The following is a 21,758-nucleotide window of genomic DNA, read 5'->3' as shown; positions in this document are numbered from 1 at the left end:
CCGGCACGTAAATCCTATATTGATTTATGGTTAGCCCTGCCCCGCAGAGGGAAATGACTATAGCATCATAAACTTCTAACAAACGGGTAACAAATTATTAATAATTGTATTATACTACAAAATCGGCTTCTTGTAACGTTTTTTTTAATTTTACACCATACATCATAGGGAAAACTACAGAAAAAAGCTGCTCAAAAATTTCTTTTCAAGCAGCTTTTTTCTTATGGGAGCCGGTTTACATTCGTCTCTCTCGCCGCTTTGGCAACAGCCTCTGCAACAGCCGGCGCCACTCGTTCGTCAAACGGAGAGGGAATAATGTATTCCGGAGTAAGTTCGTTTTCCGGGATCAGCCCGGCAATCGCACATGCTGCGGCTATCTTCATAGCGTCGTTGATATCGCTTGCGCGAACATCCAACGCTCCGCGAAAGATGCCGGGAAAAGCCAATACATTATTGATTTGGTTCGGGAAATCACTTCTCCCTGTTCCCACAATCGCAGCGCCTGCATGACGGGCGGCGTCCGGCATGATTTCCGGTATAGGATTGGCCATCGGAAAAAGGATGGGATCCTCCGCCATAGAACGCACCATTGCTTCACTTACTGTTCCGGGCGCCGATACGCCGATAAAAATGTCTGCTCCCTGTATGACATCCTGCAGGGAGCCTTTTTTATGTCTCTTATTCGATATTCGTGCCATTTCCTGTTTTTCTTGATTCAGATGGCTCCTGCCTTCGTAAATAGCGCCTTCCCGATCACACATAACGACATCTTCAAGTCCCATTGCCATCAGAAGCTTTATGATTGCAATTCCTGCCGCACCAGCGCCGGAAGTAACAACGCTGATATTATGGATATCCTTTTTCACAAGCTTTAAAGCATTTAAAAGCGCTGCAAGCGTTACGATCGCTGTTCCATGCTGGTCGTCATGAAAAATCGGAATATCGCACCTCTCCTTTAGCTTCTGTTCGATCTCGAAGCAGCGAGGCGCACTGATATCCTCAAGATTGATGCCGCCGAAACTCCCTGCAAGCAGAGCGACCGTATTGACGATCTCGTCAACATCTCTGCTGCGAATACACAGCGGAAACGCATCCACGCCTCCAAACCGTTTAAATAAAACGCATTTGCCTTCCATGACCGGCATTCCTGCCTCCGGTCCAATATCTCCAAGACCAAGGACTGCAGAGCCATCTGTTACAACTGCCACCAGATTGTTTCTGCGCGTATATTCATAAGACAGAGAGCTATTTTTCTGTATAGCAAGACAGGGTGCCGCGACTCCCGGTGTATACGCGATAGACAAATCATCCTTGCTTTGCAGCGGAACGCGGCTTTCTATCTCTATTTTTCCACGCCATTCCTTATGCATTTCCAGCGCCTTTTTTTCGTAATCCATACAAAACGCCTCCTCGTTTTAATCATTGTTTCCCATTTATAAATAAACCAAAAAACTGAAAATTAAAACAAAAAGGCGTATGATATTTCATATAGCTGAAAAAACAGTCCCTATCTTTTCTTTGATCAAAAGATCGGCTTTTTTATCATACTGTGTTGGCGACTGATTGATCAATACCAAACGTTCTCCTGTATAATAGTCGATCAATCCGGCAGCCGGATAAACATCCAAAGAGGTTCCGCCGACGATCAGCATATCTGCTTCCGCGATTTTTTGGACCGCTTCTTCGATCGTCTCTGCGTTAAGCGCTTCTCCATACAATACAACGTCCGGTTTGATGATTCCGTTGCATTTTCTGCAATGCGGAACTCCCTTGACTTTCGCGACCTCCTCAATGCTATATTTTTCTCCGCAGTCCATACAGAAATTTCGATAGACTGAGCCATGCAGCTCCAGAACATGATTCGAGCCCGCCTTTTGATGCAATCCGTCTATATTCTGCGTAATCACTGCCGTCAGTTTTCCAATTTGTTCCAGCTCTGCCAGCTTTTTATGGGCAGCATTTGGCTTTGCATCCGCCGCAAGCATTTTTGCCCGGTAAAACTCATAGAATTCTTCCGTATGGCTCATAAAAAAATCATGACTCAAAATAACTTCCGGCGGATAGCGGTAGGTCTGGTTGTAGAGTCCGTCTGCGCTCCTAAAATCCGGGATCCCACTTTCCGTCGAAACTCCCGCTCCTCCAAAAAATACGATCCTCGAGCTTTTATCCAGCATATTTCTGAATATCTTCATCTCATCCATCTTGATTTTCTTTTCCCTCCAGCGCTTTCAGCACCAATCGAAATACATTCTGCGCCGTCATGTGTCTGATGTAGTTTCTTTCATCCGCCTTATGATAGTTGATATTCAATTTCAAGACCGTTGTAAGATCATCGCTGTCGATTCCAACATAGACGAGCCCAACCGGCTTTTCCTTTGTTCCGCCGCCCGGCCCTGCAATCCCTGTCGTAGAGACGCCGATATCGGAACCTGCCAGTCTGCGGATCCCGCTCGCCATCTCGCGCGCTGTCTGCTCCGACACCGCACCATATTTTTGAAGCGTTTCTTCCGACACTCCTAATACGCGGTGCTTTATCTCGTTCGCATAGGAACAAACTCCACATCCAAATATCCTGCTTGCTCCCGGTATTTGCGTGATGCGCTCTGATATCAGCCCGCCTGTACAGCTTTCTGCTGTCGCTATTGTAACATTATGCTCGAGCAATTTTTCCACAGCAGCCGTTTGAAGATCCGGAACATCGATCCCATAAATATATTTTCCTATAGCTTTCTTTATTTTTTCGATCGCAGGTCCGATCAATTTCTCGCATGCTTCTTTTGTATCTGCTGCAGCCGTTATGCGCAAAGTTACCTCACCCATTTTGGCATAGGGCGCAATCGTTGGATTTGTACTGTTCTTCATCAATTCATGCAGAACCTCCTCTACGCGCGATTCCCCCATTCCAAAAATGCGCACATTGTGCGATACCAATACCTTATCGGAAAAGCCCATTAAATAAGGCAATACTGCCGACTGGAACATAGGCTGCATCTCCGCAGGCGGTCCGGGAAGAAGGATAGCTGTTTTTCCATTTTCAGAAACAGCAAGGCCGGGCGCCGTTCCATTGGCATTCGGAAAAATAGTCGCTCCTTCCGGCATCATTGCCTGCTTTTTATTGTTCTCCGTCATTGGTCTGCCAAGCCTCTTGAAAAATCCCTCAATACTTTCAAGCGATGCAGCGTCCAGTTTCATGTTCCGGTGGAAGTATTCCGCTACTGTTTCTTTTGTAAGATCGTCGTAGGTAGGCCCCAAGCCTCCAGTCATAACGACAATATCCGCGCGGGAAAACGCAAGTGCAAGTCCTTCTTTCAGCCTATTGTCGTTATCTCCGATAACAGATTGATAGTATACGTCAATACCAATGTTTGCCAACTCTTTTGCGATATATGCCGCATTGGTATTGACAATATCGCCGAGCAAAAGCTCTGTTCCTACGCATAAAATTTCAGCTTTCATTCCATTATACTTCCTTATCCGTAAATAATTTGTCCAATTTTGCGGTAAAGCCCGCTTTTATATAGCTTATATTTTGAAAGAATACGCATCCTTTTCCATATCCCATATCTATCAAGGCCAGCGAATGCGCAGATCATCTCTTTTTGTTCGTCGTTTAACATATCGTCATAGGCATCTAAAAAAGCAGCAGCCTGCCGGTACGTCTTTTGAATAGATTTTTTTATTTGTCCTGTGTCCGATAGCTTTCCCTTCACATAGGAAACGCTTTTCACATCCTTTGCTCCCACCTCATTGGTTTGATGCTGCCTATAGTGGATGCGGTTAGGCGCTATTAGGATGCCGCCAAACGCTGCGGCAACGAGGCCGATCCACCAATCATGCATTAATGCGCCTTCATTCGGGCGAATTATATCTGCCAATGCGCGGTTTATCATGACCGTGCAGCCTGTAATATTATTTTGTGAAAGAAGTTGATTGAGCCGCCGCCGTTCAGGGTCTAATTTTTGTAGTGCAAACATCGATGAATGGAGAATTCTGTCCTCTTCATCTACTACAGTAAGGTCTGAATGTACCAGCAGGGGGGCCCCATTCTGCTTTCGTTCTGCTTCCCGAAGAACTGAGAGCGTACTCTCCACCTTATCCGGCATCCAAATATCATCCTGATCGGCAAACATGATATATTTGCTTCGCGCATTCGAAAGGAGAGAAAAAAAATTATCGCGCGCAGAACCTTTCCTCCGTCCGTCTCTCAGTACTGTAATTTTATCCGGATATGCCCGGCAAAATCCGTCCAAAATAGCAGGTGTTCCATCCGTTGACCTATCATCCCGTGCATAAATATGAAATTCATGGTAAGTCTGTCCGAGCAGGGAATCCAACATTTCTTTCAGATAACGTTCCCCATTATAGGTTGCGAGCAATATATCGACCATCTGTTTCTCCCGTTTGAAAATCCTATCTTTAATTTATCACGATTGCACATAAAAAAAAAGAGCATTAGCCCAATCATCATAAAAAAGCGGAGGATAAATATCCTCCGCTTTTTTATGATCAGCCTCAATAGTTGTCTTCCTTCAACTGGAAGTATGCCTTTGGATGCTGGCATACCGGACATTTCTCCGGAGCAGCCTTAGATTTCTGGATGTGACCGCAGTTGATGCATTGCCACAACACTTCTGTATCCCGTTCAAATACTTTTCCGTCCGTCAGATTATCCGCCAGCTTGCGGTATCTGTTTTCGTGCTCCTGCTCAACAGCTCCCGCTCCTCTGAACTGGCGGGCAATTTCCGTGAATCCTTCCTCTTCAGCAATCTTTGCAAAGGAAGGATACATTTCAGACGTTTCATAGTGTTCCCCTGCCGCCGCATCTTTTAGATTTGTGATCGTGTCCGGAATCTTGTTATCCGGATGCAGCCACTTAAACCATAATTTTGCATGCTCCTTTTCGTTTGCTGAGGTCTCGGCAAAGATATTGGATATCTGAACATAGCCATCCTTTTTGGCCTGCGAAGAATAATAAAGATATTTCATGTGAGCCATCGATTCTCCCGCGAAAGCGTCCTGCAGACATTTCTCTGTTTTCGTTCCCTTTAAATCTTTCATAAGATACATACTCCTTTTCTCAAGTTAAAATAAATGAATAACATATCTTATAATTAAACCGCTAAGACTGATTTAAACAATTTATACGTTGATTTCTCCCTGCATAGTTAGATCTGAATAATTTGCGAGAATCGGATCTGCGACTTCACGCACAAAATCCTCTGTCTGCACATCTGCAAGCCCAATAAAATTATGGGGCTCCATCAGCGCGTCGATTTCCGCAGGCTCCATACGAAAATCTGCATCCGCCTTGATCCGCTCTATCAAATCATTCTCTTTTCCCTCCACTTTTACGCGCGTACCGGCTTCCATAGAATATTTCCGTATCCGCTCATGAAGTTCCTGTCTGTCGCCCCCGCGTTTTACTGCATCCATCAAAATCGTTTCTGTAGCCATAAACGGCAATTCTTCACGAATCCTCTTCCCGATCACCTTAGGGTAAACGACCATGCCGCTTGAAACATTCAAATAAATATTCAGCACTGCGTCCAAAGCCATAAATGCCTGCGGGATGACCAGCCGCTTATTCGCACTATCGTCAAGCGTACGTTCAAACCATTGGGTCGACGCGGTGATAGCCGGACTTGAAGCAAGGCTTATGATATACCGGGCAAGAGAGCAAATTCTCTCGGAGCGCATCGGATTCCGCTTATATGCCATAGCTGATGAACCGATCTGATTTTTTTCAAACGGTTCTTCTACTTCCTTTAAATTCTGCAGCAGGCGGAGATCGTTTGCAAACTTATATGCGCTCTGTGCGACCGAAGAGAGAAAATCGACCACAAGGCTGTCAAATTTTCTCGGATAAGTTTGTCCCGTCACCGCAAATACCTTTTCATAGCCCAATTTTTGCGCTACCTTTTTCTCGAGCGCCTTCACTTTCTGAGCGTCTCCCTCAAAAAGCGTTAAAAAGCTCGCCTGTGTTCCTGTCGTTCCTTTCACGCCGCGCAGCCTGACTTGGGATTTTACAAACATGAGCTGTTCATAATCCAGCACAAGGTCCTGCATCCACAGAGTGGCGCGCTTTCCGACCGTAGTGAGCTGCGCCGGCTGATAGTGCGTGAAGCCAAGCGTCGGCAGGTCTTTATATTTCAGCGCAAATTCTTTTAGCCGTGCAATCACATTGACGAGCTTTTTTTCAATAATAGCGAGAGCTCTATCCATCACGATAACATCTGTGTTATCGCCTACATAACAGCTTGTCGCACCCAAATGAATGATTCCCTTTGCTTTAGGGCATTGCACGCCGTATGCATAAACATGCGACATAACGTCATGACGCACCTCGCGTTCTCTCGCTTGTGCAACATCATAGTTGATGTCCTCCGCATGTACCTTTAATTCATCGATCTGCTCCCTTGAAACCGGGAGCCCCATTTCATGCTCTGCTTCTGCAAGAGCGATCCACAGCTTTCTCCATGTTTTAAATTTAACATCGTCAGAGAACGTATGCGCCATTTCCCTGCTTGCATATCGTGTGATCAATGGATTTTCGTAAACATCTTTCATGAAAAAACTACCGCCTTTAGTTTGATATTCTTTTTTTATTGTAACGGGTTTACCGCTCTATTTCAAGCTATCACATGGAAAGAATACTTCCCTTTGAGTTATATGCAAACGAGCGTTCTCTCGGATGACCAGCCTTTGTTTTTCTCCGTGTTATTATGTCTGCCATCCGCTTTCTGCAATATTGCTCTCCCGCATGCATGTTACATAAAAAAGGAACGGTATAAAACCGTTCCTTTTATTTATTTTGCATAATCTGTCGTTCTCGTTTCCCGAATCACATTGACTTTGATTTGCCCCGGGTAGTCGAGTTCGTCCTCGATCTTTTTCACGATATCTCGTGCCAGCAAAGTTGTTCCTGCGTCGTCGATCTCATCAGGCTTTACAATGATTCTGATCTCTCGACCAGCCTGAATTGCATAAGATTTATCAACGCCTGCAAATGAATTTGCAATTCCTTCAAGGTTTTCAAGACGTTTGATATAGTTTTCCAAAGATTCTCTTCTGGCTCCCGGCCTTGCAGCGGAAACAGCGTCAGCAGCCTGCACCAAGACAGCTTCTATGGTCTTGGGCTCCACATCTCCATGATGTGCAGCTATCGCATTGATGACGTCTGCATTCTCTTTATATTTCTTCGCGAGGTCAGCGCCAATCTGGATATGCGGACCTTCCACTTCATGGTCGACCGCCTTTCCGATATCATGCAAAAGTCCCGCACGCTTCGCGAGCTTTGCATTCGCTCCGATCTCCGATGCCATCAGGGAAGCTAAATGTGCAACTTCGATCGAATGCTTCAATACATTTTGTCCATAACTGGTACGATATTTCAATCTGCCCAGTAGTCTTACAAGTTCAGGATGCAGGGAATGGATCCCTACGTCAAAGACTGCATGTTCTCCGGCCTCCCGAATTTGTGTATCGACTTCTTTCTGTGCTTTATGCACCATTTCCTCAATACGCGCGGGATGAATACGCCCGTCAACGATCAGTTTTTCAAGCGCGATCCGTGCGACTTCCCGCCTGACCGGATCGAAGCCGGAAAGGATGACAGCCTCAGGAGTATCATCTATGATCAAATCAATTCCTGTAGCCGTTTCCAATGTCCGGATATTTCTTCCTTCTCTTCCGATGATCCTGCCTTTCATTTCATCGTTAGGCAGGTTGACAACGGATACCGTGCTTTCTGCAACATGGTCCGCCGCGCATTTCTGGATTGCCAGCGAAAGGATATTGCGGGCCTTTTTATCCGCCTCGTCTTTTGCTTTCTGTTCAATATCCCGAAGCATTACGGCCATATCATGCCGCGCCTCATGCTCCACTTTCTCAAGGAGCAGGCCTTTTGCTTCATCAATGGTCATTCCCGAAATGTGCTCGAGCTGCTCAAGCTGCTGCGCATGGACATGCGCAAGATCTTCCTTAGCCTTTGCGATCTCTTTGGTTTTTCGGTTGATTTGCTCTTCTTTCTGCTCTATGCTGTCTAATTTCTTATCCAGCACTTCTTCCCTTTGTACAAGTCTTTTTTCGATCTTTGTAATTTCATTCCGTCTTTCTCTTGATTCCTTGTCAAATTCGCTACGCAGTTTATGAACTTCTTCCTGAGCCTCCAGAACCGTCTCTTTCTTGATCACCTCAGCACGCTTTTGCGCTTCGTCGATCAACTTCTTAACGGAATCCTCCGCGCGGCCGATTTTAGATTCCGCAATATTGCGTCTGTAAAAATAGCCGATAATAAGACCCGCTACCAGACATCCCGCGCCTATGAGGATAGGAATCAGCACATCCACTTAGCAAATTCACCTCCCATTCTTCCATATTCTGTTTTCAAAATTCAATTCGGCAAGTTTGTAATAATAACAAATATAACCAATATATATTGTATCTTTATTTTAGGATAATGTCAATCAAATACGCTCGTTCCCGCCAGAAATCCGGTGGAAAATGCGATTTGAAGATTAAAACCGCCTGTTTTTGCGTCTACATCTATTACTTCGCCCGCAAAATAAAGATTATGCACCAATTTGGATTCCATAGTGGAGGGATCGATCTCGCGGACACATACGCCGCCAGATGTAACAATTCCCTCTTCGATCGGGCGTGTGTCGGCAATCGAAATCGAAAAAGCTTTCAACTGCCTGCAGAGCGATTCGCGTTCCTTCTTTGTAATACTGTGGACCGGTTTATCCGGTTCTATTCCCGTTTCCGTCAGAAATGGATAAATCATTTTTCCCGGCATAAGACTGGCCATGACCGTTTTTATCCGCTTATTTTGGGAAGAGGTAAATTCCCGCAGGATCCGCGCTTCCAGTTTTTCGGCACTTAAAGCCGGCTTTAAATCTATCTCTGCACGCAGAGACAGCGGCTGCTTTTGATGGTCTATAAAACTGCTTGCGGAAAGGACGACCGGACCGGAAAGTCCAAAGTGGGTGAAGATCAGCTCCCCTTGTTCGCCATAGATACGCTTTTCATTTTGGAATAGTGTAAAATAAATATTTTTGAGGGTCAGCCCCTGCATTTTAGGACAAATGTGATGGACATCTTCCAAGGGCACAAGCGCCGGATGCAGCGGTCGCACCGTATGTCCCAACTCCTTTGCAAACCGGTAGCCCTCTCCGGTGGAGCCTGTAAGCGGATAAGATTTTCCGCCTGTTGCAATCAAAATGGCATCTGCTTCTAATGTCTGGCCGTTCCGCAGGAAAAGAACAAACTTGTCTTGATTTCGTTCTATCCTGCACACCTCTGAATTCAAGCGTATCCTCGCGCCTGCCCGTTCCGTCATGGACCGCAACGTGCGGATCACATCGCTCGAATGGTCGCTTTGAGGGAATATGCGCCCTCCGCGTTCCACTTTAGTCGGGAGACCATTTTGGTTGAGCAATTCGATCAAATCTCTGTTGCTGAAAGAATAAAGCGCGCTCATCAAAAACTTTTCATTATGTACGACCTGTGGGAAAAAATCGCTGATATCACAATCATTGGTGATATTGCAGCGACCCTTTCCTGTAATAAACAGCTTTTTTCCTACTTTTTCATTTTTTTCCAGAACGATCGTCCGTATCCCCCGCGACGCAGCCGCATAGGCAGCCATCATCCCCGCAGCGCCCGCACCGATAATAATCAGCTTATTCATAGATATCCTCATCTGTTATTTGGGCATCCAGTTCTTTTGTTGCATACACATCATTTGTCTGCCATAGTTCTTCCAGCCGATTGAAATTCGCAAATAATATATCTTTTTTCCGCAGGCCCAGCATAATGATCAGAAGGTTGATAACGGCCAAAGGAGCAACGAAAGAATCTACAAATGAATTCATATAGCTTTTTGCCGTCAGCGTATAGTCAGCAATTTGAGCAGGAGGCGAGGTTTCGTTGTCCGTTATGGCGACCACCTTGCAGCCGCAGTTTTTCAGATAGGTCATCCCCTCTATCGTACGCATCGAATAACGCGGAAAGCTGATCGCGATCGCAACGTCTTTTTCATTCGCCGTAAGGATCTGACTGAATATATCGCTCCCGTCAAAGCGGATCAGCCGGATATTTTCCGTCATATAGTTCATATAATAACGCAGAAATTCCGCCAGAGGGCCGCTGGAACGGGTCCCTAAAATATAGATATTTCTTGCCTTATCGATACTGTCTACAATCTTTTCAAGATTTTCCGTCTCAATATGCTCACGTGTTACCCGCAAATTATTGATATCCGTTTTAAATGATGCGTTTACGACCTCGTCCGAACTAAGCCCTTCCATCATATTAAGGCGTTGTGCGGTCGTCAATTTTGTCTGGATCACCTCTTGAAGGTTTTTTTGCAGCTTCGGATAGCCGTCATATCCTAATGCATAAGCAAACCGCACTACAGTCGATTCACTAACGCCTACAAGCTTGCTGAGTGTCGCTGCAGTCATGAACGCCGCTTTGTCGTATTCTTTTAAAATATAGTCGGCGATCAGCTTCTGTCCTTTCGACATTTTTGCATATTCTGTATTGATACGGTCGATCACATTCCCGAACATCGTTTCCTCCATAAGCCATTGACTTTCATATCTGTTTTATTATAGCAAAACAAATTCAAAAATGCAATTTTATCTGTTCAATCTTGCATTTCGAGCGTGCCAATTCTGTTTCTACCGTTTGATTCCAGCGCAGCGGCGTAATGGAGATATATCCCTCCCTGCACCATTTGACATCCGTTTGATGCGATTCGTTATAGCTATGCCCGATCATTTGTCCGCTGATCCAATAATAGTCTCTGCCAAACGGATCGACCCTTTTGTCGTATGCTTCATCGTATGCACTGATTCCCTGTTCACACATTTTGATCCCTTGAATAGCTTCCTGCGGAACAGCCGGAAAATTAACATTATATATATAATCCTTCATTGCTTGTATCTCAAAATGCCGAATCAATTCCATGGAAAGGGCTGCTGCATTTTTCAGATAGAGATCTATATTCTCTCTGCTCTGTCTGCCTAAAGCCTGTGAAAAAGCGATCGCGGGCATACCAAGCATATTTGCTTCAAGCGCGGCGTTTACAGTACCCGAATATACGATATCCGACCCAAGATTAGCTCCGATATTGATACCGGAAAGCACAATATCCGGCTGCTTATCTTTCAGCAGATGTGTCAGGCCTACTTTAACACAGTCTGCCGGAGTGCCGGATACGGAATAGGCTTCCTCCGCGATCCCATCTATTCTTTTTATTGTAAGCGGCATATCCATTGTGAGCGCATGCCCGCATGCACTCTTTTCCCGGTCCGGCGCTATAACCGTGACATGATGCCCCGCATGTATGGCGGCATCTGCAAGCGCGCGTATCCCCAGCGCATGAAACCCGTCATCGTTTGTGATCAAAATATTCATGGTATTTTTCCTCCTTCTTACCGGTCATTATATAATAATTTAAAAAAATAAAAAAGACATGGAGATAACTGCTATGCAGAAAATCAGATCGGGATCTTGTTTCTGTATAGGACCCGCTCAGTCCATGTCTAAAATAATATTATAAGCGATATGTGATGTATATTATGCAGCAGCATATAGATTTTGCACACGCAAAAATCGGTCATCCAACATTTTTATCTTGTCTGGGCTGCCCGTTCCACGCCGTAAGGCCGCCGTCCACCGGAAGATTGTGGCCACAAATATGCTCCGCCTGCGGTGAAGCCAAAAATAATACTGCATCCGCTACCTGCTCCGGTAATCCAATTTTATGATCAGGCAGAGCGTCCTGAAATGCCTGCATCACATTGCGGCTCGTTCCTGACAAAAACATAGGAGTTGCCGTTGCAGATGGTGATACGCAATTGATTCGAATTCCCTTTTCCATATAATCGAGAGCTGCTGCACGCGTCAGACTCACGACTGCACCTTTGCTGGCGCAATAAAGCGGGGCGTTGTAATCTCCGCGCATCCCCGATACCGAGGCGACATTTACGATACTTCCTCCGTGTGCTTCCAGCATCAGCGGTAATACCGCCTTCATCATCAGGTAAGTTCCCCTTACATTTATGTTGAACTGTATCTCATAGTCTTCAGTGACAGATTCATGCAAAAGTCCTCCGCGGAATACTCCTGCACAATTTACGAGTACATAACGATCCGCTTTTATTCTCTTTATTTGATCGGTCAGTACATCAATGCTTTTTATATCCGAAACATCGGTTTCGTTGCACATAAACCTTCCGTTCCATGCTTCAAGTTCTTCTTCTACTGTCCGCAATCTTTCTAAATTCCGGTCAACGAGGATAACTTTATGACCAAGCTGTAAAAATTTTTTTGCAACGGCCTTTCCGATGCCACTGCTGGCGCCCGTTACGATCGCTAATTGTTCCATTCCCTATCTTCCCCCCTGTTGCCCTCATAAAATCTGGTCAAATTCTATTTCCTCGCCGCCCGGTCCTTTGATTTTAAAATAGCGGCATCCTCGTTCCCATGCGTTGTCGATAGACTCTATACCATTCGTCGTGCATTCGTAGCCACTCGATATGAACCAATAATAGTCTTTTTCGATATCGTCTGACGTATAGGAAACGTGATCCACCTTTTCCGTCTGGCCCGGAGCTACTCCCACAGCCGGTTGAAATACTTCATATTTCAGACTTCCATTCCGCAGAAATTTAATAGGCGTTCCATCCGGAGCAACGCATTCGCCAAACACTTCAAATCCCAAAATTTCTGTATAAAAACCGACTGTTTTGTCAAGATCGTCTGTTGCAAGACCAATATGATCATGCTTTCTTTTCTCTGTCATTTTCCCGTTCCTTTCATCCAATCAATTTATGCTGCGCCGATTTGTCCTTTAAAAAGGCCAATGCTTCTGCTTCCATGCTCTCAAATTTTTCTCTGCTGACTCCACGGGAAATATCTCTCCACACACCGATAATCGCGCTCATGTCCCCTTCGGGCAGCATAAACACTTCAAGATCCATATACCCATTGAAACCGATCTCTTTCAATGCGGAAAAGAATTCATCCCAACAGAAATCTCCCATTCCGGGAAATCTTCTGTTTCGTTCTGCAACATGCAGCGCAGCAAGTCTTGAGCCTGCTGTTTTGATCGCCCCTGCAATACTGTCCTCCTCGATATTCATGTGGAAGGTATCAAAATGTACTTTTACATTCGGGTTTCCCACTCTATCCACAAAGTCTGAAGTCTCCTCACTGCAATTGAGCAAATATGCCTCAAATCGATTGAGCGTCTCTATGGCACAGGTCACTCCACATTCTTCTGCCGGCTGCGCCGCAAGCCGATACGCTTCCGCTGTCCGTTGTATAAGCTCTTCTTTATGATCCAGCGAAAGCGCTTCTGTTCTGCGTACGGGCCACTTTGTATAGTGGCAGCCTACGAGCAAGTCCGCATTCATTTTTTGCATGAGTAGGAGGAGTTTATGCATATATTGAATACCATTTTCGCGGACGGCTGCATCGTCGCTGAGCATATCACATTCTTCCGGGAAGCCTCCGCAGAAAGCCAGCTTAATTCCCTTTTTATTTGCATAATCTGCAATTCTCAGTCCCTTTTCTTCCCCGTTCCGCTCCATAAGATCGCCGAACGGGATCTCTAATGCATCAAATCCAATTCGCGCCGCACGATCAATCGTTTTATAAGGATCGTACGAAAATGAATTGATTCCAATTAAATAATGGGTGCCAAATTTCATATTTTTTCTCCTATCCGTATGCTCTTTTATGAAATGGATTCACAAAGCTCTACAACAACGCCGTTAGGATCGGAAATCAAAAGAGCACGTTTTCCGATTTCAGGCATTTCAGATATTTCCTGTACAAAGGGGATTCCTTTTTCTTTGAGAAAAACGTTCCAAGCGCTGATATCATCAACCTCGAATGCGATGTGCCGCAGACCGCGGCAATTTTCAGCAACGACCCAACATTCCGTGTTGCCACGCAAATCAAACAATTCCATGTAGGCATCTTCCGAAATTTTCATATAGACCAGCGTACATGGCCCCATATCCGCCCGTTTTACTTCTTGGAAGCCGAGAATATCCCTATAGAAGCTTACCGATCTCTCGATTTCTACTGTATTGACAGCAATATGATGCGTATGGCTTATCTTCACGTTCTTGTCCTCCGGATTATTCTGCTTCCTTATATTCGCCATATTTGGTCTCTTTTGTATCAAAATCAAATTGAATATCCTGTCCGATTCCGCCAAGCCTCCGCCAGCTTCCCATGTGAAAGAAACGGGCCCCCGCATCGATCATCTTTTCTGCAGTCTCGCGCGAACGCACTTTTCCCGCGACTTCAATTTCCAGCTTGTCGCCCCAGTTGTTATGCAGCCATTCAATGTGCTCCACCTGCATTCTTCCAAAATGGATTCCGGCACTTGTCTTTACAGACGTGATCCCGAGTTCTACATAGATCTTACACAGCTCATCTACGATCTCAAATGGAAATTTGACCATCCACAGCATCGGTATAATTTTTACTTCTCCGCCCGCTGCTTCCATAATGAGCTTCATTTCTTCCCGCACTTTATCAAAATCTTTTGATGCAGCCGCAGTCACATTGAATCCAACGTCTACTTCATCAATATGCTTCTCTCTTGCATATCGGACAAGATACACCTTCATATTGGTAGACATGCCGCCGTAGGGATATCCTATGACCATACCCGTCCGTGAATATCCGTTATCATACTTTTCCTTGATATCGTTGATAAGGTCGCATTGACCGGGAGCAACGATTGCCGAACGTATGCTGTTTTTATATCCGTCCACAAGCTCCTGCCGGACGTCGTCTTCAGATAAAAAGGAAACGAACGGTGAAGTGATCGCTCTTTTTACAAAATCTCTATCGTACATAGTATCCTCCCATTATTTCCAGCTTCGCAGGATATCTGCCGCATATTCCGAGCTAATATAATCAGCTCCAGCTTCCAGAAGTTCCTTACATTTTTCCACGCTGTCCACATTCCCTTGTGCAACGATCTTCACTTTATCCTGTACAACCGCTTTTATTTTACGAATATCATCCGGCTCCACCCCAATCAATACATCGTTTTTATTTTCATCCGGCCGTGTATACACACCAATAGAGGTGCAAACTCTGTCTATTTTTTCCTCTGCGGCGATCTCGCATACCTTTTGAATCATTTCATCCGTCAGCCATTCGCATTCAAGAATCGCTTTTACCACATGGCCGTCCGCAGCCTGTCTGCAGGTTTTGAATTCCTCACGTACTTGCTTCCATTTTCCCGAGCGCACATTGATATTATGAACCACAAATTCAACCTGTGTCGCTCCTGCTGCGATCGCATCCTTGATCTCAAATGCCTTTTGCTCTGGCAGAAATGTTCCGTGCGGATATGCAACGACCGCACACACCTCGAGCTTTCGCCCATTGAGTACCTCCTGTACCTTAGGAAGCATATTCGGGAATACCTGAATGCATTCCAATTCAAAATCAAGTGCCTCATATACTAAATTCGATACATGGGCATAATCGTAATAACTCTCCATAATACGTCCGCCCATGATTTTGCCCAATTCTTTTGCCGTCATTTTCGTTTCTCCTTACTCGAACGATTTTACGATCTCGATGGCAGACTGCGTATTGATGCCGAAGCGCTCCACTCCCATCGCGAGCAGCTCGTCGAATTCCGCGCGCGTGCGGATCCCCCCCGCTGCCTTTACCTTCACTCCTGTTCCCGCAAGGTTCTTCTTGATCCTCCGGATCCGCTCGATGTTCGCATCCCCCGGCACCCAGCCCGTGCCCGTCTTGAGAAAATCTGCTCCGCTCTCCACAACAAGCTCGCACGCCTTGTCCGCTTCCGCCTCTGTCAGGCAGTTCAGCTCGATCAGCACCTTCGTCAGGATCGGCCGCCCCGCATTCTTCGCAAGCCCGATGATCTGCTTCAGCTCGTTCAGCGCGTAATCATATTCCTTATTTTTGAAGCGCCCAACGTTCATCACGATATCCATTTCCTCGATGCCGTCCTGTATGAGCCCAACCGCTTCCAGAATCTTGGTCTGCGTCTTGTGCGCCCCCGACGGAAAGCCTACCGGGCCGCCCGCATATACCCCGTCTACATCTTTCAGCATCTCTGCAAGCTGCTTCATCCAGTTCGGCAGCACATGCACATTGATGAATTGATATTCCTTTGCATACCCCACGATCTCCTCGATGTCCGACATCGTGTGATGCGTCCTTACCGCGCTGATATCGATCAGATGCGCCGCTTCTTTTGCATTCATAACAAATTCCTCCTGATTGATTCTGATTTCAATTTATTTCACAGCAGTAATGCTGTTATATACAAACTTCATATTTTATTTTTACACTCCCATCTCGCGGGACCTGTCTGTCCCGCGAGATGCCATTCAAACTAATACTACCTTGCTTGTTATTTAATTATTGATCATTCGGGAAACAATTCTCCTACATTGTCCTTATCAATAATCATAGAGTGCGAAGCGAGCACAGCTTCTTCCGGTTCCTGATCTGCTACCACTTTGTTATACAGATACATAAATCCGTCAAACGATACGCCGGTAGGATTCTGTCCGATTACCGTCATTTCTCCCGTGCGTACATAATCGAGATTTTCCACTGTCTCATCGTGCCCGATCACAAACACTTCCCCGGTTTTCCCCATATCAGCAATCGCTTTCGGCGCTCCATAAGGGCCGCCTGCTACGCAGTAGATCGCTTTTACATCAGGGTTTGCAGTCAGAATGTCTTTCGTAAGCGTATAGGTCTGGTCCGCACTATCATTTGCCTCAAAGTCTCCTACGCTGACATATCCCTTAGATTCAAGATAATCTTTAACGGTATTGCGCTTGATCTCCAAATTTTCCATCGTGAAAGAAGCAGTAATGATCGCAAATTTAGCCCCCTCTTCGCCGCCAAGCGCTTCATCCATCGCCTCAGCAACAGTCTGCCCCGCTTCTTCGTTATCCTGTCCGATGAAAACAAAACGCTTACTCGGTTTTGTGCTTTCTCCATAAAGAGTTACGACTGGGATACCTGCATCGACAGCCGCGTCGATATAGTTTTCAACTCCCGTTACGAAAGGCGTAGTAACGATCCCATCATACTGCTGTGCGATTGCTGCTTCGAGACCGCTGTTAATTACAGTTGCATCGATCGATTCACCAAGATTGATATTATCGATCGTTACATTGTGTTCTCCAAGGAATTCCGTCGCTTCAGCAACACCGTCCTGCACCATATTCCAGAACGGGTTGTTCTGGAATCCAAGAAATGCAAAACGCAGCGGTTCATCGGGTTCCTGTTCAACGATCTTCACATTCTCCACTTCTCCTACCTGCTCCCATTCATACGAGCCGGTACTTTCTGCCTCCGCAGATGTTTCAGCGGATTCTTCCGGTGCAGCGGATTCGGAAACCTCCGCAGACTGGGAAGGAGCTTCACTAGCAGCGGGCTCCTGTGCGCATCCGGCCAATAGAACCGTTGCAAACAAAACCGCTACCACAATCAGACTAACAATCTTTTTCATTTTTTCCTCCTGAGGTTTTATATTTTTAAGCATCAGCTTAAATTGGATTTCTTTTGACCGGTTGCGTACATCATAATATTCTCTTCAGAATAGTCCTGAGGCTCTATGATGCCGCTTATCTTCCCCATATTCATAACAACGATCCTGTCGCTGAGCATCAGCAGTTCCGGAAGTTCAGAGGATATCAGCAGGATGGTGATTCCCTGATCTGCCAAATCGCGTATTATCCCATAAATCTCGGCTTTAGCTCCCACGTCGATTCCGTGGGTCGGCTCATCGAGTATCAGGATTTCCGGCTCTGTCTGCAGCCATCGCGAAAGTATTGCTTTCTGTTGATTACCGCCTGATAGATCTCCAATACGTTTTTTGGCATTCGTCGTTTTGATATTCAGCTTTTCTATATATTTCCGGGCTGCTTCCGTCTCAAGTTTTTTATCGATCAGCTTTCCTTTTTTCAGTTTCCGGTAACTTGCAATATTGATGTTGTCACCTACGCTCAGATCTGGAAACAGACCTTTTACCTTACGCTCCTCCGGTACCAGTGCCAGCTTATGCCGAGCTGCGTCATAGGGGCTTCTGATTCGTACAGGATTTCCCTTAATAAACACTTCTCCATCATCTATTTTGTCAAACCCAAAAATAGCTTCCATCAATTCGCTTCGTCCGGCCCCTACAAGGCCGCCAAATCCAAGGATCTCTCCTTTGCGTGCAGCAAAACTGATATCTTCAAACTTGTTTTTCCGTTTTAAGCCGCGCACTTCAAGAATCACATCTTTTCCAATGCTTTCCGGAGCACGCTTTTTCATATTGTTCATCTGGCTTTCTAAATCTCGGCCCACCATCAGCCGAACAGCCTCATCAATGCTTATATCTGTCTTGTCGACTGTTTTGATCATGACCCCATCGCGCAGGACGGTAATTTTATCCGCTACTTCAAACACTTCTTCCATACGGTGCGATACATAGACGATAGCGGTCTCTTCTCTGCGCAGCTTATTTATAATGTTCATCAATGTATGCGTTTCTTTAGCTGTAAGGGCCGCCGTTGGCTCGTCCATCATCAGCAGCTTTGGTTTTAGTGAAAGCGCCTTTACGATCTCAACGAGCTGTTTTTGTGCAACGCTCAATTTTTCCACCGGAGTATCCGGGCCGATATCCGGCACATCGAGTTCATCCAACAGAGCAACGGCATTTTCCCGTAATTTTCGCTTATCAATGAATGCTCCGTTTTTGGGGTAATGTCCAAGATAAATGTTATCCATTACACTAAGATAGGGAATAAGTGAATTTTCCTGATGTATCATAGATATTCCAATATGTTGTGCCTCGATCGGTGAATTCAGAGATACCTTTTTCCCTTCCCAAATAAGATTTCCTTCTTCCGCATGATAATAACCGAACAGGATATTCATCAGCGTCGACTTTCCCGCGCCATTTTCTCCAAGTATCGCGTGGACCTTTCCTTTGCGGAAATCAATGTTGATATCATTCAATACTTTTACGCCCGGAAAGGATTTAGAAATATGTTCCACGCGGAGCAATGCCGAATTTTCCATATCTGCTCTGCCCTCCTTACTGTTTGCTGCGACGGAACATATCGAATGCACAGGCCGCGATGATAACAAGGCCGATCGTGATCATCTGCCAATAATTGGAGACCATCAGCAGTACAAATCCATTTCGTATCACGCCCAGAATGCCCGCACCGATCAATACGCCGACGATAGATCCTTGTCCGCCGGAAAGGCTGCAGCCGCCGATAACCGCCGCCGCAATTACGTCGAGTTCCATTCCGGAACCAGCCGCGGTATCTGCGGAGTTCAGATTCCCAGCCGTAATGATGCCCGCAAAGGCAGCAAGTACACCGGTGATTGCATATACTGCGAATTTAACGCGGTCTACCCGTATACCCGAGAGCTTGGCCGCCTTTTCATTTCCCCCTACTGCAAATATGTTCCGTCCGAATTCTGTCTTGGTCAAAACAATGTGCCCAATTATTATGATGATAAACATCAGAATGACAGGAACTGGAATCGGGCCTACTGTTCCGCCCAGAACAGCAACCGGATTATCAAAATCAATGGGGAGACCTCCGGAGATCAAATAAGAAATTCCCTTTACAATATTGAGCATCGCCAATGTTGTGATGAATGGATTGAGCTTCAGTTTGACGACACATAGGCCTGATGCGAATCCAAGGCCTACTCCTAATATGAGTGCAAAAATGAGACCCAGCCATGGATTTATCCCCGCTGTGATCATTGCGGCACAACTGACGCCGCCGAGGGAAATAAAACTTCCGACCGAAAGATCTATCCCGCTGGTAATAATCACAAATGCCTCTCCTACGGCGATGATCCCCATAACGGATATCTGGCGCAGCACGTTGATCGCATTTGTCGCTGTGAAAAAGACTGGATTGAATAGACCGATAAATACGCACAGCGCTATTAATACGATCAATATACCAAGCTCGTTGAAAGTCTTTTTATTTGCTTTTTTGATGTCCTTTTGAGCAATATCTGCCCCTGTTGTGAAGTTCCACATTGCACGTTATTCCCCCTTAAAATGTAAATTGACTCATTTCTTTATATACAGGCATCAAGCTTTCATAAAAATGCTTAAATATTGGAAGAAGCTGCCTATATTTTTCCATATCCCCGGCATTCGGCTGTGCACAGTCGCTCAATTCAATCACATCGCCCGCCGCATCAAGGCTATTGATAAGTCCGGCGCCTACGCCTGCAATCAGCGCCGCACCAAGCGCGCCAATATATTGCAGATTTTTGGGACGGATCATTTTAACGCCAAACATATTGGCCAATATCTGCATCCACAGCCTGTTATTTGCCCCGCCGCCAATCAAACGGGCCTCATTCGTCATCACTCCCATCATCTTATAAAAGTCAACTCCCATCATCAGATCAAAGGCCGGACCTTCCATTGCCGCCCGGAGGATATCCGCTTTTGTATGATGCATTTTCAGTCCTACCAGACTTCCTGCCAAGCTTGCGTCGGAGTAAAAAGTATTTCCACTAAACATAGAGGGCAAAAAGAAGATGCCGTTTGCTCCGATTCCAGACTGCTCTGCAAGAGCTGTAGCTGCTTCGTAAACCTTTTTTCCGTATTTATCTTTGAGCTCTGCACATAAATTGCTGACGACCCATTCATAGGAAACGCAAGCGGAATGAGAGTGCACACTTGTAAAATATGTATCGTTTCCAACATAAACTATATTGGACATAAAGCCGTCTGCCATTAGAGGTTTTTTGTTATTTACGCCAACCCATCCGGCGGTTCCTAGGCATGTAACAAAAGTATTCTTTTTACGTACGCCGCCGCCAAGTGCACACGCATAATTATCCCATGAGCCAAGAACGACCAACGTATTCGTGGTAAGCCCCATATCCGCAGCTGCTTGTTTGGTAAGATAACCAACCGGCGTCGTATTTTCAGCAGGTATCAGTAATTTCTCTTCATCCACACCGGAGATTCGCAACAGTTCTTCATCCCACTTATGTGTATTCATATTGTAAAGCCCGCTCATGCCTGCATCGCCGTAATCTGTATTCCGATAGATTCCCGTCATGCGGTAAGCAAGATATTCTTTCGGATTTAAAAATTTAACAGCCTTATGATATATTTCAGGCATATTACGTTTCAGCCAAAGCAGCTTGGAAGCTGGATACAAGGCGACGTCAAAGCTGTTTCCCGTTTTTTCATAGCGTTCCCGCATACCGATATTCTCAAGAATATATTTTGCTTCCTCCGTACTCCTCGCGTCCATCCAAGTCATGACCTGTTCCAGCAGGAGATTGCCGTCTTTATCGATCGGGATAGCAGTCATTCCATGTGAACTAAAGGAAATCGCTTTCACATCCTTTGGCGCTATCCCAGATTTTGATACGACCTCGTGAGTAGCATCTTTTACCGCCTGCCACCATTCTTCCGGGCGCTGCTCCGCCCAGTCTGGCTGAGGATAATAAGTTTTGATTGGATAGTATGCCTCTGCAAGAAAATTACCATCGGTGTCAAAAATACACGCTTTATCGCCGCTGGTTCCGAAATCGTGTGCTAATACATAATACTGGCTTCTCATTTTTTCTTCCTATCGATATAATAATTTTATTTTGTCTAAATTTTTGTAATTTTTTATCCGTACAAAAAATAAAAAAAAGAACGCTTTTTTCAAGCGTTCTCGAATAAAAAATAT

Annotated in this window: 21 protein-coding genes; all 21 read right to left on the bottom strand. The window is 45.5% G+C overall.

The window, feature by feature from the left end; genetic code table 11:
- Window positions 1-221: 221 nt before the first annotated feature.
- The 21 genes from PUP29_RS01730 to PUP29_RS01630 all read right to left on the bottom strand — a co-directional run bounded on the left by PUP29_RS01730 (window position 222) and on the right by PUP29_RS01630 (window position 21,644).
- Entirely contained in the window at window positions 222-1,397 is a 1,176-nt protein-coding gene (locus PUP29_RS01730; protein WP_353423698.1) for an NAD(P)-dependent malic enzyme, read from the bottom strand.
- An 87-nt stretch (window positions 1,398-1,484) separates the two neighbouring features.
- Complete coding sequence (locus PUP29_RS01725) at window positions 1,485-2,201, bottom strand: NAD-dependent protein deacylase (protein ID WP_353423697.1); 717 nt, start codon at window positions 2,199-2,201, stop codon at window positions 1,485-1,487.
- Window positions 2,194-3,456: a competence/damage-inducible protein A gene (locus PUP29_RS01720; protein WP_353423696.1), complete on the bottom strand. Its 1,263-nt coding sequence runs from the start codon at window positions 3,454-3,456 to the stop codon at window positions 2,194-2,196. The genes PUP29_RS01725 and PUP29_RS01720 overlap by 8 nt, the downstream gene beginning before the upstream one ends.
- A gap of 14 nt (window positions 3,457-3,470) precedes the next feature.
- Entirely contained in the window at window positions 3,471-4,388 is a 918-nt protein-coding gene (locus PUP29_RS01715) for a glycosyltransferase family 2 protein (RefSeq protein ID WP_353423694.1), read from the bottom strand.
- 124 nt (window positions 4,389-4,512) lie between these two features.
- A complete protein-coding gene (gene rbr / locus PUP29_RS01710; protein ID WP_079547546.1) occupies window positions 4,513-5,058 on the bottom strand; it encodes a rubrerythrin in 546 nt (181 codons plus the stop codon).
- Window positions 5,059-5,139: 81 nt separating this feature from the next.
- Window positions 5,140-6,567 carry an adenylosuccinate lyase gene (gene purB / locus PUP29_RS01705; RefSeq protein ID WP_353423692.1) on the bottom strand — a complete coding sequence of 476 codons (1,428 nt, stop codon included), beginning with the start codon at window positions 6,565-6,567 and terminating at the stop codon, window positions 5,140-5,142.
- Window positions 6,568-6,806: 239 nt separating this feature from the next.
- Window positions 6,807-8,348: a ribonuclease Y gene (rny, locus tag PUP29_RS01700; protein ID WP_079547548.1), complete on the bottom strand. Its 1,542-nt coding sequence runs from the start codon at window positions 8,346-8,348 to the stop codon at window positions 6,807-6,809.
- Between the two features lie 113 nt (window positions 8,349-8,461).
- Complete coding sequence (locus tag PUP29_RS01695; protein WP_079547549.1) at window positions 8,462-9,691, bottom strand: NAD(P)/FAD-dependent oxidoreductase; 1,230 nt, start codon at window positions 9,689-9,691, stop codon at window positions 8,462-8,464.
- A complete protein-coding gene (locus tag PUP29_RS01690) occupies window positions 9,684-10,586 on the bottom strand; it encodes a MurR/RpiR family transcriptional regulator (protein ID WP_079547550.1) in 903 nt (300 codons plus the stop codon). The genes PUP29_RS01695 and PUP29_RS01690 overlap by 8 nt, the downstream gene beginning before the upstream one ends.
- A gap of 43 nt (window positions 10,587-10,629) precedes the next feature.
- The gene (gene surE / locus PUP29_RS01685; protein WP_353423690.1) at window positions 10,630-11,424 is read right to left on the bottom strand and encodes a 5'/3'-nucleotidase SurE; all 795 of its coding nucleotides are present in this window, start codon (window positions 11,422-11,424) and stop codon (window positions 10,630-10,632) included.
- A gap of 202 nt (window positions 11,425-11,626) precedes the next feature.
- The gene (locus tag PUP29_RS01680) at window positions 11,627-12,397 is read right to left on the bottom strand and encodes an SDR family NAD(P)-dependent oxidoreductase (RefSeq protein WP_353423688.1); all 771 of its coding nucleotides are present in this window, start codon (window positions 12,395-12,397) and stop codon (window positions 11,627-11,629) included.
- A 24-nt stretch (window positions 12,398-12,421) separates the two neighbouring features.
- Window positions 12,422-12,814, bottom strand: coding sequence for a VOC family protein (locus PUP29_RS01675; RefSeq protein ID WP_353423686.1), 393 nt, complete (start codon window positions 12,812-12,814; stop codon window positions 12,422-12,424).
- A 13-nt stretch (window positions 12,815-12,827) separates the two neighbouring features.
- Window positions 12,828-13,724, bottom strand: coding sequence for a sugar phosphate isomerase/epimerase family protein (locus PUP29_RS01670; protein ID WP_353423684.1), 897 nt, complete (start codon window positions 13,722-13,724; stop codon window positions 12,828-12,830).
- A 26-nt stretch (window positions 13,725-13,750) separates the two neighbouring features.
- Window positions 13,751-14,185, bottom strand: coding sequence for a VOC family protein (locus PUP29_RS01665; protein WP_353423683.1), 435 nt, complete (start codon window positions 14,183-14,185; stop codon window positions 13,751-13,753).
- Window positions 14,160-14,888 (bottom strand): hypothetical protein, encoded by a 729-nt coding sequence (locus PUP29_RS01660; protein ID WP_353423681.1) that lies wholly within the window; start codon window positions 14,886-14,888, stop codon window positions 14,160-14,162. Before PUP29_RS01660 ends, PUP29_RS01665 begins: the two co-directional genes overlap by 26 nt.
- A gap of 12 nt (window positions 14,889-14,900) precedes the next feature.
- Window positions 14,901-15,587, bottom strand: a complete 687-nt coding sequence (gene deoC / locus PUP29_RS01655; RefSeq protein ID WP_353423679.1) for a deoxyribose-phosphate aldolase — start codon at window positions 15,585-15,587, stop codon at window positions 14,901-14,903.
- A gap of 12 nt (window positions 15,588-15,599) precedes the next feature.
- Complete coding sequence (deoC, locus tag PUP29_RS01650; protein ID WP_353423677.1) at window positions 15,600-16,280, bottom strand: deoxyribose-phosphate aldolase; 681 nt, start codon at window positions 16,278-16,280, stop codon at window positions 15,600-15,602.
- Window positions 16,281-16,444: 164 nt separating this feature from the next.
- Window positions 16,445-17,545 carry a sugar ABC transporter substrate-binding protein gene (locus tag PUP29_RS01645; RefSeq protein WP_353423675.1) on the bottom strand — a complete coding sequence of 367 codons (1,101 nt, stop codon included), beginning with the start codon at window positions 17,543-17,545 and terminating at the stop codon, window positions 16,445-16,447.
- 32 nt (window positions 17,546-17,577) lie between these two features.
- Window positions 17,578-19,101 carry a sugar ABC transporter ATP-binding protein gene (locus tag PUP29_RS01640; RefSeq protein ID WP_353423673.1) on the bottom strand — a complete coding sequence of 508 codons (1,524 nt, stop codon included), beginning with the start codon at window positions 19,099-19,101 and terminating at the stop codon, window positions 17,578-17,580.
- Between the two features lie 16 nt (window positions 19,102-19,117).
- Window positions 19,118-20,092 (bottom strand): ABC transporter permease, encoded by a 975-nt coding sequence (locus PUP29_RS01635; RefSeq protein WP_353423671.1) that lies wholly within the window; start codon window positions 20,090-20,092, stop codon window positions 19,118-19,120.
- A 16-nt stretch (window positions 20,093-20,108) separates the two neighbouring features.
- Window positions 20,109-21,644 carry a xylulokinase gene (locus PUP29_RS01630; protein WP_353423669.1) on the bottom strand — a complete coding sequence of 512 codons (1,536 nt, stop codon included), beginning with the start codon at window positions 21,642-21,644 and terminating at the stop codon, window positions 20,109-20,111.
- Window positions 21,645-21,758 lie beyond the last annotated feature (114 nt).

Source organism: Christensenella massiliensis, from assembly GCF_040409835.1.
GTDB lineage: Bacteria > Bacillota > Clostridia > Christensenellales > Christensenellaceae > Christensenella > Christensenella massiliensis.
The sequence above is the reverse complement of the archived record's forward strand: the minus strand, read 5'-3'. Positions and strand labels throughout refer to the sequence as shown.

Bases quoted from the DNA above. Each gene is read 5' to 3' on its own strand.
- PUP29_RS01675 (WP_353423686.1), bottom strand. From the start codon at position 12,814: ATGACAGAGAAAAGAAAGCATGATCATATTGGTCTTGCAACAGACGAT.
- PUP29_RS01630 (WP_353423669.1), bottom strand. From the start codon at position 21,644: ATGAGAAGCCAGTATTATGTATTAGCACACGATTTCGGAACCAGCGGC.
- PUP29_RS01725 (WP_353423697.1), bottom strand. From the start codon at position 2,201: ATGGATGAGATGAAGATATTCAGAAATATGCTGGATAAAAGCTCGAGG.
- PUP29_RS01640 (WP_353423673.1), bottom strand. From the start codon at position 19,101: ATGGAAAATTCGGCATTGCTCCGCGTGGAACATATTTCTAAATCCTTT.
- surE (WP_353423690.1), bottom strand. From the start codon at position 11,424: ATGAATATTTTGATCACAAACGATGACGGGTTTCATGCGCTGGGGATA.
- deoC (WP_353423677.1), bottom strand. From the start codon at position 16,280: ATGAATGCAAAAGAAGCGGCGCATCTGATCGATATCAGCGCGGTAAGG.
- PUP29_RS01715 (WP_353423694.1), bottom strand. From the start codon at position 4,388: ATGGTCGATATATTGCTCGCAACCTATAATGGGGAACGTTATCTGAAA.
- PUP29_RS01665 (WP_353423683.1), bottom strand. From the start codon at position 14,185: ATGGCGAATATAAGGAAGCAGAATAATCCGGAGGACAAGAACGTGAAG.
- rbr (WP_079547546.1), bottom strand. From the start codon at position 5,058: ATGAAAGATTTAAAGGGAACGAAAACAGAGAAATGTCTGCAGGACGCT.
- PUP29_RS01670 (WP_353423684.1), bottom strand. From the start codon at position 13,724: ATGAAATTTGGCACCCATTATTTAATTGGAATCAATTCATTTTCGTAC.
- PUP29_RS01660 (WP_353423681.1), bottom strand. From the start codon at position 14,888: ATGTACGATAGAGATTTTGTAAAAAGAGCGATCACTTCACCGTTCGTT.
- PUP29_RS01695 (WP_079547549.1), bottom strand. From the start codon at position 9,691: ATGAATAAGCTGATTATTATCGGTGCGGGCGCTGCGGGGATGATGGCT.
- PUP29_RS01690 (WP_079547550.1), bottom strand. From the start codon at position 10,586: ATGGAGGAAACGATGTTCGGGAATGTGATCGACCGTATCAATACAGAA.
- PUP29_RS01680 (WP_353423688.1), bottom strand. From the start codon at position 12,397: ATGGAACAATTAGCGATCGTAACGGGCGCCAGCAGTGGCATCGGAAAG.
- purB (WP_353423692.1), bottom strand. From the start codon at position 6,567: ATGAAAGATGTTTACGAAAATCCATTGATCACACGATATGCAAGCAGG.
- PUP29_RS01720 (WP_353423696.1), bottom strand. From the start codon at position 3,456: ATGAAAGCTGAAATTTTATGCGTAGGAACAGAGCTTTTGCTCGGCGAT.
- deoC (WP_353423679.1), bottom strand. From the start codon at position 15,587: ATGACGGCAAAAGAATTGGGCAAAATCATGGGCGGACGTATTATGGAG.
- PUP29_RS01730 (WP_353423698.1), bottom strand. From the start codon at position 1,397: ATGGATTACGAAAAAAAGGCGCTGGAAATGCATAAGGAATGGCGTGGA.
- PUP29_RS01645 (WP_353423675.1), bottom strand. From the start codon at position 17,545: ATGAAAAAGATTGTTAGTCTGATTGTGGTAGCGGTTTTGTTTGCAACG.
- PUP29_RS01635 (WP_353423671.1), bottom strand. From the start codon at position 20,092: ATGTGGAACTTCACAACAGGGGCAGATATTGCTCAAAAGGACATCAAA.